We start from the raw sequence: 13,355 nt of genomic DNA, 5'->3' as shown, positions 1-13,355 counted from the left end.
ATAATGAATCAAGCAAAACGTATTGAAATTCTAACTCGGTTGCGTGATAACAATCCGCAACCTACGACAGAGCTAAAATTTGACTCTCCGTTTGAACTATTGATCTCCGTGTTACTCTCTGCACAAGCGACCGATGTGAGTGTCAATAAGGCAACTGCTAAACTTTATCCAGTTGCCAACACACCACAAGCTATCCTGAATTTAGGGGTGGATGGACTTAAGAAATACATTAAAACCATTGGCCTATATAATACCAAAGCTGAAAATGTGATTAAGACCTGTCAAATCTTGGTGGATAAACATCACAGTGAGGTTCCTGAAAACAGAGAAGCCCTTGAGGCTTTGCCTGGTGTTGGTCGCAAAACTGCAAATGTTGTTTTAAATACTGCATTTGGCTGGCCAACAATTGCTGTCGATACACATATCTTTAGAGTGAGTAATCGTACAGGCTTTGCCCCTGGCAAGAATGTCAATGAAGTTGAGCAAAAACTATTAAAGGTTGTTCCGGCAGAATTTAAAGTTGATTGCCATCACTGGCTTATTCTTCATGGTCGTTATACCTGTATTGCACGAAAACCACGGTGTGGCTCTTGTATTATTGAAGATCTGTGTGAATTTAAAGAAAAAACAGATCCTGAATAAAAATTTGCCGATTTGTCTGTTTTTCTGATGCAATATTACTTGCGTCGCTACGCACAATCGAATAAAACTATTGCCCACTTTTATTATTAAAACTGCCGACTTTCCGGAAAAATATGTTTCAAGACAATCCGCTGCTTGCACAGCTAAAACAGCAACTCCATGCCCAAACACCGCGCGTGGAAGGCCTTGTAAAGGGAACAGATAAAGGCTTTGGCTTCCTTGAAGTTGATGGTCAGAAAAGCTATTTTATTCCCCCTCCGCAAATGAAAAAAGTGATGCACGGTGACCGTGTAATTGCTGCTGTTCATACCAATAACGACAAAGAATCAGTTGAACCTGAAGAATTAGTTGAGCCCTTTTTAACTCGTTTTGTCGGCCGTATTCAAAGAAAAGAGGGTGATAACCGTCTGTGGATAATACCAGACCATCCTCTACTAAAAGATGCAATTCCTTGCCGTCCAGCTCAAGGTTTAACCCATAACTTTGTCAATCAAGATTGGGCTGTTGCGGTTATGCGCCGTCACCCACTTAATAAAGGTGATAAAGGTTTTCAGGCAGAAATCACCGACTATATTACAGATAAAGACGATCACTTTGCCCCTTGGTGGGTAACCTTAATGCGTCATCAACTTGAGCGCGATGCACCAGAAATGGGCAACGAAGCACTTACATTACATGATGCATTACCTCGTGAAGATCTGACTTCTCTCTCCTTTGTCACTATTGATAGTGCATCAACAGAAGACATGGATGACGCACTCTTTATTCGTAAAGAAGAGAACGGTCAATTAACGCTATTTATCGCCATTGCCGATCCTACGGCTTATATTTTGCCGAATAGTGAATTAGATAAAATTGCGGCACAACGCGCTCTAACTAACTATCTGCCGGGCTTTAACATCCCAATGTTGCCTCGTGAGCTATCTGATAACATTTGCTCATTACGCCCTAATGAAAAGCGCCCTGCATTAGTCTGTCAAGTCAGCATTGCCCAAGATGGTGCATTACATGAAGATATTCACTTCTATTCTGCATGGGTAGAATCAAAATCCAAACTGGTTTACGACCATATTTCAGATTGGTTAGAAGGCGCTAACAGCGATTGGAAACCAGAGAATGACATCGTTCATGAACAAGTAATGTTATTAAAAGAGATGTGTGAAAAACGTCATGAATGGCGTGAGAAACATGCTCTGGTCTTTAAAGAACGCCCTGATTACCGCTTTATTCTCGATGAAGGTGGTAATGTGTTAGATATCGTGGCTGAAAATCGTCGTATTGCAAATCGCATTGTCGAAGAGGCAATGATCACAGCCAATATCTGTGCAGCTAAAGTGCTGGCGAAAAACTTAGGCTTCGGTGTTTATAACGTTCACACTGGTTTTGATCCACTTTATATCGATCAAGTTGTACAAACTTTAAAAGATAATGGCATTGAAACCACTTCTGAAAGTTTGTTAACCCTTGAAGGTTTCTGCCAATTACGTCGTGAGCTAGATAACCAACCTAATCAATTCCTTGATAGCCGTATTCGTCGTTACCAAAACTTTGCTGAAATCAAATCAGAGCCAGGCCCACACTTTGGTTTAGGACTGGAAGCTTACGCAACATGGACATCACCGATCCGTAAATATAGTGATATTTTAAATCACCGTTTACTAAAAGCGATTATCAGTAAAGAGCCTGCTGAAAAGCCACAAGAAGAAGATGGTATTCGTATTGCAGAACGCCGTCGTGCTAATCGTATGGCTGAACGAGATGTGGGTGATTGGTTATATGCACGTTTCTTAAAACCTTTTGCGGGTACTGAAACACCATTTAACGCTGAAATTATCGATATTACACGTGGTGGTATTCGCGTTCGCTTAGTTGAAAATGGCGCAGTAGCCTTTATCCCGGCTCCTTTCTTACATGCTGTGCGTGATGAAATTCAATGCAGTCAAGAAACGGGTACAGTGATTGTGAAAGGTGAAAGTGCTTATAAACTCAATGATATCATTCCTGTTCGTATCGAAGATGTAAAACTTGAAACTCGTAATATCGTTGCTCGCCCTATCTAATTAGTCTGTAGTCGGTATACAATAAAGCTGATGGTTCATTTTGAGCCATCAGTTTTTTTATGCCTATTATCTTTGCTAGACATAACACTAGAAATTTAAAGGGAATAAAAAGGGAATATTTTTATGGTATTAAGGAAATAAAACACTCAGACCATAAATTTAGTAAATAACAAATGGATTGAATTAATGAAAGATAAAGTGCAGATTAGCCGTTTTTTAAGCTATATATTACGACACTCCCCTGAAAGTATTGGTTTATCACTTGATGAGCAAGGATGGGGTGAAATATCACAACTGATCTTGTTAGCGCAGAAAAAAGGCACGCAACTAACCCTTGAACTGATTAACGATGTAGTTAAAACGAATGATAAAAAGCGTTTCGCTATTTCAGAAAATGGGCTTTTTATTCGTGCCGTTCAAGGGCACTCTCTTAAGACTACGGTTGATTACCAAGCTATTACTCCTCCTAAAATACTTTATCACGGTACAGCAACTCGTTTTATCGACAGTATTTTTAATCAAGGTTTAATACCGAATGGTCGCCAATATGTTCATCTATCACAAGATTATAAAACAGCAGTGAATGTCGGCAATCGTCATGGAAAAGCCGTTGTTTTAATTGTTGATAGTGAAAAAATGTTTAGTGAAGGTTTTGAATTTTATCAGGCTGATAATGGTGTATGGTTAACGCTTTCCGTGCCTGTAAAATATCTAAAAATCGAAGAGAAAGAATAGAATGAAATATAAACAAGTAGGTGACATTGTCACCTATAATCTTGCTTATGGTGTTCTCTGTTTGACTAATACTTAATCAGGATGACCTGTGATGGTTATTTTAGTGCCCTTCTGATCTTCTTCTAACAAAATTTCGGTAAAACCACCTGCAAACTGCTGTTCTATTATTAATTTTTTGGGGTTTTCCCAATTATAGTCCACAGAAACGGCATCATTTGTGTACTCTTTTTGGATGTTATTATTCACTCTAATGACTTTTTCAAGATAAGCTTCATCGTGTTCGCTGACATATTTTTTATACGCATCAGTGATTGAAAGCCCAGTATAAATACAGTTGGTTATTGCCCCATGCTCGTAAATTTCATCCATTGTCTGCTCTGGTGAAGAACAATATTTATCATGGACAATCACTTTATCTATTTTGCTTTCTGCCAAAAGCACAGAAGAATACAACAACGTTACAATCATCAAATATGCTTTCATAAAACACCTTTAAAAAGACATCTATTAATAACAATAAAAAATGCGCTAATCTCAATAGAAAATCAGCGCACCCTTATTCATTTCATTGCTATCTAGCTAGCTAAATCAGCCACCAGCCAGTTTAACTTTCATTCCTTTGGCTTCTAATAGCGATTTAATTAAATCACGTTTGTCACCTTGGATCTCAATTAAACCGTCTTTTACACTACCACCACAGCCACATTTTTTCTTTAGTTCAGCGGCAAGTTTGGCCAGCTCTGCATCATCCAGATCGATACCTGAAACAACACAAACACCTTTACCTTTACGCCCACTAGTTTGACGCTGAATACGCACAATACCATCACCGACAGAACGTACAGGCTTTTGTTCTTCTTCTTTAATGCGACCCGCATCTGTGGAATAAACCAAACGAGAGTTATTATCCATGTTAATTACATACCTTGTATATATTCGTCATACTATTAAGATGCAGTGTATTGTCACTTAGCTACATCTTGAGTTATTTAGAGTATAGAACGATTAATTTGTTGCAACGTTTCAAGAGGATTATCACTACGTGTAATAGGACGTCCAATCACCATATAATCAACCCCTGCTGCAATGGCTTGTTCTGGCGTCATGACTCGACGCTGATCACCAACATCACTTCCTGCAGGGCGAATACCTGGTGTCACTAATAAGAAATCATCACCACAAACTTGTTTAAAACGTGTAGCTTCATGTGCAGAGCACACAACACCATCAAGGCCACAAGATTTTGTCAGCAACGCCAAGCGCTCGGCTTGTTCTGCGGGTGTTAATGTTATACCCAACTCAATCAAATCGGACTGATCCATACTCGTTAACACTGTTACTGCTGTTAAAAGTGGTGCATCTTTGCCATAGGATACAAGGCTTTCTTTAGCTGCACGCATCATGCGACTGCCACCACTTGCATGTACGTTCACCATCCATACACCTAAATCAGCCGCAGCTGCAACGGCTCTTGCAACGGTATTGGGAATATCATGAAATTTTAGATCCAAGAAAATGTCAAAACCGTCTTTTTGTAACTGCGTAACAAATTGAGGGCCAAAACGGGTAAACATCTCTTTACCAATTTTTAAACGGCAAGATGAGGGATCGATACGTTGTGCAAAATCTAATGCACTTTTTTGATCTTCATAGTCTAATGCCACAATAACGGGCGCGCAGGTGAACTCGGGCGATTTTTTATCACAATGAAATGACATTTTAGGGCCTTTATTTATAAAGAGACTATTAAAAAAGTGACATCGTCACTGACCATCTAAACCGCGAATAGGTTTAACGGTATCCCATGAACGACAGGATGGACAATGCCAATATAATGCATGAGAGGTAAAACCACATTTATGGCAACGATAATCTGGTTTGGTACGAATTTGTTCACCAACCATATAACGCAATAAAATAAGACTTTCTTTGGCTCGACCTTCTTCTGCTTCAGCTAAATGATAACGCATTAAGCGATAGAAAAGTCGCATTGTAGGATGGCGTTCTAATTGGCGGTTAATATAAAGCTGAGCAGCTTCAATACCTTCTTTGGCTTCAATGATATCTGCAAGGTAGAGTTCAGCAATAGCACCGCTATTACTATCAACACATTGGCGTAAATACGCCTCCCAACGAGAATTATCTTCTTGCGTCTGAAAACATTCAAAAAGCATAGGTAATGTTTCACTTACCATCTCTTTATCTTGCTCGATAACTTTCATCAGCACTTCAATGGCTTTTTGTTTCTCATCACGAGCAATATAAATACGACCATACATAATTGAAACACGAGCACAGAGGGGATCTGCTTGGCCTGCTTTTTGTAGAAAACTAAGTGCACTATCAAGATTATCACTACTCATTTCTTGAAGTGCCAACTCACAGTAAAAATGTGATATTTGTTCTTTTAATTCATGCTGACCTAATTTTACTAATTTTTCAGCTGTTTCGATGGCTTTGCCCCAATCACTAGTTAACTGGTAAATAGCCAGCAAAGATTGTAACGCGCTTTGGCGAAACTCTTGCTCATCAATAAGTTGCTGAAACATATTTTCAGCTCGATCGTAAACTCCCGCAGCAACATAGTCACGGCCAAGTTGTTGAACAGCTAGGAGACGTTGATCAAAAGAAAGCGCTGCACTTTCCATTAAGGATTGATGAATACGAATTGCGCGTTCAACTTCACCACGAGAACGGAAAAGATTGCCTAACGTAAGATGTGCTTCAAAAGCAGAACTATCTTCTTTAAGCATTTCAAGGAAGAGATCAACAGCTTTATCTTGTTGATCCGAAAGTAAGAAGTTAACACCCGCCACGTATTCTCGTGACAGGCGATCGGCATTCTGCTGTTTATCCTGTTGGGCGCCACGACGCCCCATATACCAGCCGTAAGCTGCCGCGACAGGTAATAACAGAAACAGCAATTCTAGCATCAGCTATCGTCCTTATTTCGTAGCAGAAGCAACCGTTGGGCGACTTTCTTGGCTTTCTTGTTTGGTTTGAGCGCTTTCAAGACGTTTAATTTTACGTTTTGCTCGGCCTAGTGATAAACGGGCGCGCAAATAGAAAACACCACTCACAATCCAACCAAGAACAAAGCCGACACCAAACAGTGTGGCTAACAAGGTAGAAATACGATATTCCCCTTGAGCAATAAGGTAATTGAATGTGACTACCTGATCGTTATTTGAGCCTAAAGTCATGGCAATGACCACGATGGCAAAAACAAGAATAACCAAAATAAAAAGTAGGACTTTTTTCACATTATTTCCTTTTTTATTCTCTTTTCTTTAGTGGACAGATAAAGGTAGCATTTTCACTGCGCACAAAGAAAGTCATTTCTTAGAATCAACTGATTTTCGTATATTTTTTCACATAAATACTGAAAAAGACATTCTGTATCTCAAAAATAAAGGCTATCGTCAGGATTTGAGTAATAAACGTCGCTCAATCACCTTAAATGCACACCAAACCAGCATAGTACTTATAAGAATACCCACAATCACATCAGATGCCCAGTGCATTCCCAACACAATACGCCCTACAGTGACATCGATTCCCCATAATAACCCGAGTGTTGCTAAAAAATAATGACCGCGCAACATAAAAAGGACAAAAACAAACAAGCCGAGTGTTGCTGCAAATAAGCTATGCCCGGATGGAAAAGCATAACCCGTTTCCGCTTTCCAATGTTTAAGTTGCCATTCGGGGATCATAGGGGAATTTGCCAATCCATTTTGGAGTAATTGTTCCCGCGCTGATCTGGGAACTTGATAAAATGCCTCTGGTGTAATGTGTAAATTGTCACTGACCCAAACAACATAAGGACGAGGTTCTTTGACTGTATTTTTAACTGCAACCTTAACTAATTGCCCAACGACTAAGGTCGCAACAATTATCACCGCTAATTGAATAAAATTATTACGTTTTAATTTCAAAACCATAAACAGTAATGCCAAAAACACAATAATACTAATAGTTCCCCAAGGTTTCGCTGCACTATCTGCTATCCACAATGTGCTAATTCCCCCTAAAGGGTGATCAGTCGGTTGCCATTGCCAACCCAGCATTAACACTACACTAGGTATGATTAAGAGTAATATACTGCCTAATGAAATTAATCTTGTTATCTTCTTATTCAATATATCGACCCTTCTCAAATACAAACACTGTCTTTCGTTTATCTTTAAAGTTTATCAGTATAAACGATGCTCGTTTAGCAATAAATCATTATGCAATAAGGCTCAAAATCTGATAATTTGTAGTGGTGTGAATTTATAAGTGTGTGTTATCCCATTTCCTTGCCTATCAGACATGGAAACATTTCAGTGTTTTATTTCTCTTTGTTCTCGTTATAAAGTGTATAATCTTGAACGAGAGTTTCACCTGAAATTATGAGTCAAAAATAATGAAATTAAGACGTATCGCAGAAGCAAAACTACCTACCCCTTTTGGTGAGTTTTTAATGGTCGGTTTTGAAGAAATCGCAACAGGTAAAGATCACGTCGCCCTAGTCTATGGCGATATCTCAGGCTCAGAGCCTGTATTATCTCGTATTCATTCAGAATGCTTAACGGGTGATGCCTTATTTAGTTTGCGTTGTGATTGTGGTTTCCAACTTGAAGCTGCACTTTCACAAATAAGCAAAGCGGGTCGTGGTGTCTTACTTTATCATCGCCAAGAAGGCCGTAATATTGGCTTACTAAATAAAATAAGAGCTTATGCATTACAAGATAAAGGGTTAGATACTGTTGAAGCAAACCTCGAATTAGGTTTTAAAGCTGACGAACGCGATTTTACCCTTTGTGCTGACATGTATAATCTATTAGGTGTTCATGAGGTGCGGTTATTAACCAATAATCCGAAAAAAATTGAAATCATGAAAGCCGCAGGTATTAATGTTATCGAGCGAGTTCCTCTGATTGTCGGACGTAATCCAAGTAATGCACATTATCTTGATACCAAAGCCGATAAAATGGGCCATCTTTTATTTAAGAAAGCGCAATAATAAAGTAACAGTACAGCATTAATAATTTTCAAATCCGAGTCTGAGTTGCTCGGATTTTTATTTAGTTCTTTTTATTCTATTACCTTGTAAATTCATTCTTTATCTATTTTTCTTTGCTTATATTTCCTTCTTTTTCACAGATCATTCTTCATTAAATTATATCATGTGAAAATTTGTCATATGCGATTTCATTGACTATCTATCTGATTCTAAGTTATTTATTAATAAATAAATTTTGATAGGAAAACATTATGCCATTACATTTTTCTGGTAGGATTTTCGGCGCGCTATTATTAGTGGGAACATTATTAACAGGCTGTGATAATAGCGATAAAAACAGCTATTCAATCAAAGTTGGTGTGATCAATGGCGCTGAACAAGATGTGGCAGAAATTGCCAAAAAAGTCGCTAAAGAAAAATATGGTTTAGAGGTTGAATTAGTAGGTTTTAGTGGCTCATTATTACCTAATGATCCCACAGCAAATAAAGAATTAGATGCGAATGTTTTTCAGCATCGTCCTTTTCTTGCTCAAGATAATCAATCTCGGGGTTATAATTTAGTGGCTGTGGGCAATACCTTTGTTTTTCCTATGGCCGGCTATTCAACAAAAATCAAACACCCTTCTGAATTAAAATCTGGCGATACCATTGCAGTTCCTAACGATCCAACCAACTTGGGCCGAGCTTTACTGTTATTAGATAAAGAAAAACTTATTGCATTAAAACCAAATAGTGGCTTGTTACCTACTGCCATCGATATTATTGATAATCCTCTTAAATTAAAAATTATGGAGCTAGAAGGCGCACAGTTACCACGAGTGTTAAACGATCCGAAAGTCACCGTTGCCATTATTAGCACCACTTACATCCAACAAATTAATTTATCTCCGACAAAAGACAGTATTTTTATTGAAGATAAAAACTCGCCTTACACCAATATTATAGTGGCAAGAGAAGACAACAAAGACGCTAATAATGTGCGTGATTTTATCAAGGCTTATCAATCCCCCGAAGTTGCAACAGCCGCCGAAACTATTTTTAATGGTGGTGCAGTTCAGGGTTGGTAAAAATTTATTAGCTTTTTTATGGCAGACTCCACTTAAGCAACCTAAAAAAACGCCCCATTTTTATAATGAGGCGTTTAGCAATATCAATAAGACCTAATTAAAGCATATTACGAATAACATAATGTAATATGCCACCATGTTGGAAATAAGCGAGCTCGGTTTGTGTATCAATACGGCAACGCGCCATAATAGTTTCAGTGCGATTATCCGCAAAAGTAATATTAACCGCGACATCTTGAACTGGTGTTAATGCATTAAGCCCAGTGATCTCAATTTTCTCATCACCTTTTAATCCTAATGTTTGACGTGTAACACCTGCTGGGAATTCTAACGGTAAAACTCCCATACCAATCAAGTTAGAACGATGAATACGCTCAAAAGAACCCGAAATCACGACACGAACACCTAATAAACGCGTTCCTTTTGCTGCCCAGTCACGGCTAGAGCCTGAACCATACTCACTTCCTGCAATGATCGCCAATGGGGTATTTTCTTGCTGGTAACGCATTGCAGCATCATAAATTGCTAACGTTTCCCCCGTTGGAATATGTTTGGTAAAACCACCTTCAATTCCCGGTACCATTTCATTACGAATACGAATATTGGCAAAGGTGCCTCGCATCATAACTTCATGGTTACCACGTCGAGAGCCGTAGGAGTTAAAATCTTTCGGTTCTACCCCATGCTCACGCAAATAACGTCCAGCGGGACTATCAGCTTTAATATTTCCAGCAGGTGAAATATGGTCAGTTGTTACCGAATCACCTAAAATTGCCAAGATACTGGCTTGGTGAATATCGTTAATTGGTGCTGGCGTTTTTGTCATTCCTTTAAAGAAAGGAGGATGACGAATATAAGTAGAATCTGCCTGCCAAGTATACACTGGCGTATTTTGTGTTTTCAGTGATTTCCACGTCTCATCTCCTTCAAACACCGCAGAGTACTCTTTATGGAACATCTCTGTTTTCACTTTTTCAACCGCATCTGCAATTGCTTTACTGTCAGGCCAAATATCTTTTAAGTAAACAGGGTTACCCTGCTTATCTTTACCTAAAGATTCTTTAGTAAGATCGATACTCATATTCCCTGACAATGCATAAGCAACCACCAGCGGAGGCGAAGCTAACCAGTTAGTTTTTACTAAAGGATGAATTCGACCTTCAAAGTTACGGTTACCTGATAATACCGCTGCAATAGTTAAATCATTATCTTTAATTGCGCTTTCAATCGGTGCTAATAAAGGCCCAGAATTACCAATACAAGTCGTGCAACCATAACCCACAAGATTAAAACCTAACTCATCAAGATAAGGCGTTAATCCCGCTAAATTAAGGTAATCTGTGACCACTTTAGAGCCGGGGGCTAAAGAAGATTTTACCCAAGGTTTACGCTGTAATCCCTTTTCTACCGCATTTTTAGCCAGTAACCCCGCGGCCATTAAGACATTCGGGTTTGAAGTATTAGTACAAGATGTGATCGCTGCAATCACGACAGCACCATCAGTTAACTCAAATTCAGGGTAATCATCAATTTTTACTTGAGGTAACTGCGCCAGTGGTTTCTTATTGGTTTCAAGATCTACTGCCGCTTTAAATGCATTAGGAACACTTGCTAAATTCACTCTATCTTGAGGACGTTTAGGCCCAGCTAGACTTGCTTCAACTGTTCCCATATCAAGAGATAATGTAGAGGTGAAGATAGGCTCATCACCAGCATGACGCCATAAACCTTGCTCTTTACTATAAGCTTCAACTAAAGCGATTTCTTGCTCTTCTCGCCCAGTTAAACGCAAATAATCAAGCGTAATATTGTCTATTGGGAAAAAGCCACATGTTGCTCCGTATTCTGGCGACATATTCGCTATCGTTGCCCGATCAGCTAAAGGTAATGAGGCTAAACCATCTCCGTAAAACTCAACAAATTTTCCTACTACACCATGGGCTCGTAGCATTTGGGTGACAGTAAGTACAAGATCTGTTGCTGTAATACCTTCTCGTAGTTTGCCTGTTAGTTTAAAACCAACAACATCAGGAATAAGCATTGAAATAGGCTGACCTAACATTGCAGCTTCAGCTTCAATACCTCCAACCCCCCAGCCTAAAACACCAAGACCATTAATCATGGTGGTGTGAGAATCTGTTCCTACTAAGGTATCTGGATAAGCTACATAACGGCCATCTTTTTCTTCAGACCAGATAGCTTTACCTAAATACTCAAGGTTTACCTGATGGCAAATCCCTGTTCCTGGTGGCACAACACGAAAACGTTCAAACGATTGTTGCCCCCAACGCAAGAAAAGGTAACGTTCATAGTTACGTTCCATTTCTATTTCAACGTTTTCAGCAAATGCATTTTTACTTGCGTATTCATCAACCATCACAGAGTGATCAATAACTAAATCAACGGGCGATAATGGATTGACCTTTTCCACTTGTCCGCCTAATGATTTTACGGCTTCTCGCATTGCAGCTAAGTCAACAACAGCAGGCACACCTGTAAAGTCTTGCATTAAAACTCTTGCTGGTCGATAAGCTATTTCACGAGATGCATGGGCTGTTTTTTGCCAATCAACTAACGCCTTAATATCATCTTCAACAACCGTATCATTATCGAGATAACGTACTAAATTTTCTAACAGTACCTTCAGAGATTTAGGAAGACGGGTAATATCGCCTAATTGACGAGCAACTTCAGTAAGGCGGTAATACTCATATTCACGAGATCCAACTAAGAGCGTGGAATGGCTCTCTTTTTTCAAGTGTAACGACATAGCTCCTCCTTCTTATTTTTATACTGACAGCATGTTTAAACCATCAAAATAGGTAAGGTTATCTATTAAACATATCATATAACTCATAATTTCGCTTAAGGATCACACAATTTGTTAACGTAATGTTATGGCTATCATGGTGTTAATAAATTTTAGTCTCAAGCTTTTCATCTAATTAGGATTTAATAACGGAGGTATAACTGTGAAAGGATAATATTTATGAATAATAAACAATCTGAGTTACTAAAGAATATAATAAGTGCCGATCGTTACTTTGCTGAACCTATCAAACCTCCTTTTCCGCAAACTTTATCGATAAACTCATTACATTCTCAAAATCTAAAAGATACTGAAGGTCTGGTGCAATTTATCATCGCCTCACCAAAATTGTTTGAAGAATTCGAAATAGAAAAAATGTCACAACTTAAAAATATTCAAATTGGACTTATTTCTATCATAGCGAACCATCTGGCCGCATTAAAAAAAGAAGACAATGAAGCCTATTATCGTCCTGAACATTGGTTAGAAACGCTGAATCATCTTCCCCTTTTAGGGCACAATAAGGTGGAAACAAAAAAACTCCATAAACAGACATTTGATTTTTCTGTTGCTCAAGCTTTTATTCAGTTATTACTTGGTACAGCAATTAATGCCACTTCACCTGCTTTAGGTGAATTTATTGATTTTTTACGTACTCAAGGCCAAAAAATAGAAATTGGATTACGACAATCATTAGATAGTTATCAAACAATAACCATTGCAGGAGTGACCGAGATCCTTAATCATAATAACCATCTTATTTTTGTACCTAAGTTAAAAATCCTGAGCTTACGTTTTTCATATAAATCTGCAAAAATGCTTCTTGCTAGTTGTATTGGACGTAAATTTACTGTGTCTTTAGAGTACAGCACGATCACCTCTATCTTTGATGCTAACGCACTGGATGATCCGAAAATTAATCAACAATTTTATGATTTTTTAAATAAGTATCGTCAACTAAGCATTACAAAGTCAGACGCTTTCTTTAGTGGGGATTTTTATTTGAAATAAGTTATACGGGGTTAAGATTGATG

13 protein-coding genes are annotated in these 13,355 nt (G+C 38.5%); 6 read left to right on the top strand and 7 right to left on the bottom strand.

What is annotated here, in order from left to right; all coding sequences use genetic code 11:
* The first annotated feature begins 3 nt into the window (after nucleotides 1-3).
* The 3 genes from nth (at nucleotide 4) to LG402_RS09170 (ending at nucleotide 3,437) form a co-directional block, all read left to right on the top strand.
* Complete coding sequence (gene nth, locus LG402_RS09180; RefSeq protein WP_109408768.1) at nucleotides 4-642, top strand: endonuclease III; 639 nt, start codon at nucleotides 4-6, stop codon at nucleotides 640-642.
* A 113-nt stretch (nucleotides 643-755) separates the two neighbouring features.
* Nucleotides 756-2,702: an exoribonuclease II gene (locus tag LG402_RS09175; protein WP_166541302.1), complete on the top strand. Its 1,947-nt coding sequence runs from the start codon at nucleotides 756-758 to the stop codon at nucleotides 2,700-2,702.
* A gap of 186 nt (nucleotides 2,703-2,888) precedes the next feature.
* On the top strand, nucleotides 2,889-3,437 hold the full coding sequence (locus LG402_RS09170) for an RNA 2'-phosphotransferase (RefSeq protein ID WP_109408766.1): 549 nt from the start codon (nucleotides 2,889-2,891) through the stop codon (nucleotides 3,435-3,437).
* A gap of 72 nt (nucleotides 3,438-3,509) precedes the next feature.
* Here the strand turns inward: LG402_RS09170 and LG402_RS09165 are convergent, their stop codons facing one another.
* The 6 genes from LG402_RS09165 to pgpB all read right to left on the bottom strand — a co-directional run bounded on the left by LG402_RS09165 (nucleotide 3,510) and on the right by pgpB (nucleotide 7,579).
* The gene (locus tag LG402_RS09165; RefSeq protein ID WP_166541303.1) at nucleotides 3,510-3,920 is read right to left on the bottom strand and encodes a hypothetical protein; all 411 of its coding nucleotides are present in this window, start codon (nucleotides 3,918-3,920) and stop codon (nucleotides 3,510-3,512) included.
* Between the two features lie 105 nt (nucleotides 3,921-4,025).
* Nucleotides 4,026-4,349, bottom strand: coding sequence for a stress response translation initiation inhibitor YciH (yciH, locus tag LG402_RS09160; RefSeq protein ID WP_227336825.1), 324 nt, complete (start codon nucleotides 4,347-4,349; stop codon nucleotides 4,026-4,028).
* A 77-nt stretch (nucleotides 4,350-4,426) separates the two neighbouring features.
* Nucleotides 4,427-5,155, bottom strand: a complete 729-nt coding sequence (gene pyrF / locus LG402_RS09155; RefSeq protein WP_109408764.1) for an orotidine-5'-phosphate decarboxylase — start codon at nucleotides 5,153-5,155, stop codon at nucleotides 4,427-4,429.
* A 45-nt stretch (nucleotides 5,156-5,200) separates the two neighbouring features.
* Entirely contained in the window at nucleotides 5,201-6,370 is a 1,170-nt protein-coding gene (gene lapB, locus LG402_RS09150) for a lipopolysaccharide assembly protein LapB (RefSeq protein WP_166541304.1), read from the bottom strand.
* A gap of 12 nt (nucleotides 6,371-6,382) precedes the next feature.
* A complete protein-coding gene (locus tag LG402_RS09145; protein WP_109408762.1) occupies nucleotides 6,383-6,700 on the bottom strand; it encodes a LapA family protein in 318 nt (105 codons plus the stop codon).
* A 159-nt stretch (nucleotides 6,701-6,859) separates the two neighbouring features.
* A complete protein-coding gene (pgpB, locus tag LG402_RS09140) occupies nucleotides 6,860-7,579 on the bottom strand; it encodes a phosphatidylglycerophosphatase B (RefSeq protein WP_227336824.1) in 720 nt (239 codons plus the stop codon).
* A 266-nt stretch (nucleotides 7,580-7,845) separates the two neighbouring features.
* Between pgpB and ribA the strand changes: the two genes are divergently transcribed.
* Complete coding sequence (gene ribA / locus LG402_RS09135; RefSeq protein WP_075672080.1) at nucleotides 7,846-8,445, top strand: GTP cyclohydrolase II; 600 nt, start codon at nucleotides 7,846-7,848, stop codon at nucleotides 8,443-8,445.
* 251 nt (nucleotides 8,446-8,696) lie between these two features.
* Complete coding sequence (locus LG402_RS09130; protein WP_227336823.1) at nucleotides 8,697-9,512, top strand: MetQ/NlpA family lipoprotein; 816 nt, start codon at nucleotides 8,697-8,699, stop codon at nucleotides 9,510-9,512.
* A gap of 97 nt (nucleotides 9,513-9,609) precedes the next feature.
* Here the strand turns inward: LG402_RS09130 and acnA are convergent, their stop codons facing one another.
* The gene (acnA, locus tag LG402_RS09125; RefSeq protein ID WP_227336822.1) at nucleotides 9,610-12,282 is read right to left on the bottom strand and encodes an aconitate hydratase AcnA; all 2,673 of its coding nucleotides are present in this window, start codon (nucleotides 12,280-12,282) and stop codon (nucleotides 9,610-9,612) included.
* Between the two features lie 219 nt (nucleotides 12,283-12,501).
* Between acnA and LG402_RS09120 the strand changes: the two genes are divergently transcribed.
* Nucleotides 12,502-13,332 carry a hypothetical protein gene (locus LG402_RS09120; RefSeq protein ID WP_166541308.1) on the top strand — a complete coding sequence of 277 codons (831 nt, stop codon included), beginning with the start codon at nucleotides 12,502-12,504 and terminating at the stop codon, nucleotides 13,330-13,332.
* The last annotated feature ends 23 nt before the right edge of the window (nucleotides 13,333-13,355 follow it).

The organism is Proteus sp. NMG38-2 (assembly GCF_020640995.1).
Taxonomy (GTDB): domain Bacteria; phylum Pseudomonadota; class Gammaproteobacteria; order Enterobacterales; family Enterobacteriaceae; genus Proteus.
Note: the sequence above shows the minus strand (reverse complement) of the source record. Positions and strands in the feature narration are given on the sequence as shown.

Excerpts from the sequence above, each read along its gene's own strand:
- nth (WP_109408768.1), top strand. The coding sequence starts at position 4 with ATGAATCAAGCAAAACGTATTGAAATTCTAACTCGGTTGCGTGATAAC.
- LG402_RS09175 (WP_166541302.1), top strand. The coding sequence starts at position 756 with ATGTTTCAAGACAATCCGCTGCTTGCACAGCTAAAACAGCAACTCCAT.
- LG402_RS09170 (WP_109408766.1), top strand. The coding sequence starts at position 2,889 with ATGAAAGATAAAGTGCAGATTAGCCGTTTTTTAAGCTATATATTACGA.
- LG402_RS09165 (WP_166541303.1), bottom strand. The coding sequence starts at position 3,920 with ATGAAAGCATATTTGATGATTGTAACGTTGTTGTATTCTTCTGTGCTT.
- yciH (WP_227336825.1), bottom strand. The coding sequence starts at position 4,349 with ATGGATAATAACTCTCGTTTGGTTTATTCCACAGATGCGGGTCGCATT.
- pyrF (WP_109408764.1), bottom strand. The coding sequence starts at position 5,155 with ATGTCATTTCATTGTGATAAAAAATCGCCCGAGTTCACCTGCGCGCCC.
- lapB (WP_166541304.1), bottom strand. The coding sequence starts at position 6,370 with ATGCTAGAATTGCTGTTTCTGTTATTACCTGTCGCGGCAGCTTACGGC.
- ribA (WP_075672080.1), top strand. The coding sequence starts at position 7,846 with ATGAAATTAAGACGTATCGCAGAAGCAAAACTACCTACCCCTTTTGGT.
- LG402_RS09130 (WP_227336823.1), top strand. The coding sequence starts at position 8,697 with ATGCCATTACATTTTTCTGGTAGGATTTTCGGCGCGCTATTATTAGTG.
- acnA (WP_227336822.1), bottom strand. The coding sequence starts at position 12,282 with ATGTCGTTACACTTGAAAAAAGAGAGCCATTCCACGCTCTTAGTTGGA.
- LG402_RS09120 (WP_166541308.1), top strand. The coding sequence starts at position 12,502 with ATGAATAATAAACAATCTGAGTTACTAAAGAATATAATAAGTGCCGAT.